This window comes from Candidatus Cryosericum odellii, assembly GCF_003570935.1.
In the GTDB taxonomy this organism is placed as follows: domain Bacteria; phylum Caldisericota; class Caldisericia; order Cryosericales; family Cryosericaceae; genus Cryosericum; species Cryosericum odellii.
This window is the reverse complement of sequence record NZ_QXIU01000220.1, coordinates 1-3,495: the sequence shown is the minus strand read 5'-3', so window position 1 is coordinate 3,495 and position 3,495 is coordinate 1. Positions and strand designations below refer to the sequence as shown.

Sequence of the window (3,495 nt, the reverse complement as noted above, 5' to 3'; positions counted from 1 at the left end):
GGCCAGCGCTGTTTCGTAGTCTGTAGACTTGTTCATCATCATACTATAGGCGGGCGTTGGCATGACGATGCCCCGCTTCTCCATTGCGTCAAGCCATTGCATAGCAGTAGCATAATCGGGCGACTTAATCACCATGCCCGCGTACATGAACGACGTAGGCTCAACCCCATTCAAGCTCATTTGGTCCATCCAAGCTTTTGCGGTCTCGTAGTCGGGCGACTTAGCCAAGAGACACCCGTACGTTTTGTCATTGGGACGAACTCCCGCATCACACATCTCACTAAAGCAGTCAACGGCTGCCCCGTAGTCCGGTGCTTTGGCCAGGAGCGTGCTGTAACTCACGACATTCGGCTCTACGCCCCGACGCTCCATCTCTGACAACCATGCTCGAGCCTCGCCAAAGGTCGCACTCTTGTTCATGAGCATGCTATACACGTAGACATTCGGCTCGATCCCCTCTGACACCATCCGCTCAAATACGCGTCGCGCCTGTTCATAGTCGGGTTGGCTGTTGAGGAGAATACTCCAACGCTTGGCTACATGCAGCTGTGTCTCGGATGGCCTGTCTGATAGTCGTTGTGTCTCCCTGTTCAGACGCTTCTCCAGCTCCATCAAGAGCTCATGAGCCTTCGCCTCACGACCAGTCTCAGACAAAGTGAACCTGTAGATCGGCAGAAGATCCGACTCCAGAAGGTTCTCCAGACGCAGATCCTTCAGGGAGTAAAGCCGATAGTCATCCTCAACGTGTTCCGGCTTGAGATCAGGTGGCCGACGGGCGAAATCAACCAGTTCGAGGTCGAAGTCATCGCATACGTAGACTCTCACAGCCTCGTCAACCAACACCTCGTTTGGAAGGCAGTACTTGTTCGCGCGTGTCGCCCGGATCCCGCTCGTACCGACGTAGCCCGACCGCTTCTTCGTGCCCTTTCCTCCACAGATACTGATCCTGAGTGAGGGCACGTTATCGACCGGCACCGCTGCCATTTTCGCCAACTGGGAACGAAAACGTCTGGACATTATTACTCCCAAACAACACAGCGCCTGCAGATCATTCTCGTTCTCCGTCAGGAGTTGGAAACCATCGCCTGTGGAGTGTTGATGTACGGCGCTTAGTCCGAGCGGCTCGAGCAGTGGATCCAGGTATTTGTCCAGAGCGTCATCAAAACGGTCAGTGGCGACGCTCGATCTCCTGTCTCTCTGACTCGTTGATCGTATCATGTCGATGAGAAAACAGTAAACGTAACTGTGGGCTGTACCAGCAGCATCACTCGTAGTGTTGCTCACAAGTTCTGAGTCTGTCATGGCCCCCCCGTCTAGACAACGGACAGTGCAATGCTCACTGAAATGGCGACAAGAGCAACAGTCAGTAGGATTATGGACACTCGGAAGAACGCGAGTTTTCGGCTGATAATGACTGCGTCTCCCACAATCGAACGAGCAAGATCTACCTCGACTGCGCGAATGTCAAACTCATCGTATCCGTATCTCCTCGCCAACGTTTCGACATATTCCTTTGCACTATATAGCCGGATGAATTCAAAGTAATGGAGATTGTCGTCTGGCTTCAATCGTCCTTTGTCTGCTTTGAAGGCTGGATACAGTGAGGGGATCATTGAGCACGAGGCCAAAATAAGAGCTCCTGTCACACAGACGAGAAAACCCCATAGCATGAGACGCACAAGCGGCAAAGACGTCACAAATTCCTTGACTAACGAAATACTGCCCACAAGAGTTCCACCGCCAAAAACGAGCACCAAAGTGTTCTTGGCTTCAGCGAATTTCAGCCAGCCCTCGACGTTCTCAAGGATGTTCCGCAAAGTCCTTTCCACGACAGCCCCCCTCCAGCGTTTGCCCAAGCAGCTCTTCTTTGGGTAATCAGAATTGGCACTTGGCATTATAGCTCGCCCGATTGTCTTGGTCAAACGCCGAGTTGCATCACGTTATTTAACGTGATGCAACTCGCGCTGACGCTCTGCGCCCTTTTGCGCTATACTGCCTCATATTGATTGACACAGCAAAAGGAGACGGCATGGCTGAAGCAGCACCAATCGGGTTCGTCCTGGGCACCAAGCCCGCATCGTCGCTGGAGTTCTATGTCCTCGTCGACCAGCACAACTACCTGGAGATGGATGATGTCGTCTTCGTGCGATCGGCCGTCGAAGGGTATGCCGGCGTCGAGGCCGTCACCTTCTACGGCACTGTCATCGAGGTCCAGCAGTACCATGAGGGCATCACCTTCGACAGTGACACGACCATCGTACGCCAGGGCATCCTGCCCGCGGGCGTCGCCTATGTTGGCAAAGTGCAGGTCACCAAGCTGGAACCCGAGGTCTTTGTCGCCCCGCACCCGGCCGACTTCGTCTACCGCGCCACCGGCGCAGACCTGGACAAAGCGCTCAGCTTCGACGTCATGAAGCAGCGCGTGCCCGTCGGCATCATGCGCAACAAGGAGCCCTTCTACGTCAACTTCGAGTTCCTCAACGGTGCCAAAGGTGCGCACGTCAGCATCAGCGGTGTCAGCGGCGTGGCTACCAAGACGTCGTTCGCCCTCTTCCTCCTGTACTCCATGCTCCACTTCGAGGGCACGAAGCAGGGCGACCAGCAGATGCAAGACGGCATGCCGTCCGCCGACAAGGCAGCCGCGCGCAGCATCGTCTTCAACGTCAAGGGCGAGGACATGCTGTTCCTCGACAAGCCCAACAAGGGCCTGACCGACGACCACCGCGCCGTCTACGCGAAGATGGGTCTGCCCACCATGCCCTTCACCGACCTGCGCTTCTTCACGTCCCCCAAGGCGGACAGCGAGGTCCCCTCGCCCAGCACCGAGCAGCGCCAGGAGGGCGTCACCCCCTACGTCTGGACCATGCGGCAGTTTGCGCAGGACCGCCTGCTCCCCTTCCTCTTCGCCGAGGGCGACCAGGAGACGACCAACCTCTACGGCCTCATACAGCACCTCACCAACCGGCTGGACTACCTGGCCTCCGACCGCAACATGGAGAACGACGCCCACAGCGGAGCCCTCGTGTACCAGGGCCAGACCATCGGCGACCTGCACGACCTCATCACCATCCTGGAGACCGACATCATGGGACCGGCCGATTCCGAGGACGAGGGCAAGAAGGGCAAGCGCCCGTCATCCGGCGGTTGGTTCACCTCCTTCGACAACCAGGGCACCCAGCTGGCCTTCCTGCGCCGCCTGCGCGTGGCGGCCGACGCCATGAAGGGCGTGATACGCAGCGACGTGGACCACCCCGACAAGTACCGCTTCGAGTTCAACCAGCACCGAGTCACCGTGGTGGACATCAGCAAGCTCAAGCCCGTGGCGCAGAAGTTCATCGTGGGCAGCACCCTCAAGATGCTGATGACGCAGAAGGAAGCCCAGGGCCGCAAGCCCTACGTCTTCGTCGTCCTCGACGAGCTCAACAAGTACGCCCCGCGCGAAGGACACAGCCCCATCCAGGACATCCTGCTCGACATCGCCGAGCGTGGCCGCTC

Annotated in this window: 3 protein-coding genes; 1 reads left to right on the top strand and 2 read right to left on the bottom strand. The window is 57.4% G+C overall.

The genetic code is table 11. From position 1 onward, the window contains the following. Both SMC5_RS09050 and SMC5_RS09045 read right to left on the bottom strand, forming a co-directional pair. A partial coding sequence (locus SMC5_RS09050) for a hypothetical protein (protein WP_133299201.1) occupies window positions 1–1,302 on the bottom strand: 1,302 nt, incomplete at its 3' end. Window positions 1,303–1,313: 11 nt separating this feature from the next. Further along, window positions 1,314–1,829, bottom strand: coding sequence for a Pycsar system effector family protein (locus SMC5_RS09045; RefSeq protein WP_119087644.1), 516 nt, complete (start codon window positions 1,827–1,829; stop codon window positions 1,314–1,316). A 200-nt stretch (window positions 1,830–2,029) separates the two neighbouring features. Between SMC5_RS09045 and SMC5_RS09040 the strand changes: the two genes are divergently transcribed. Then, window positions 2,030–3,495 (top strand): ATP-binding protein (locus tag SMC5_RS09040; RefSeq protein WP_133299200.1); only part of this gene is annotated, 1,466 nt, incomplete at its 3' end.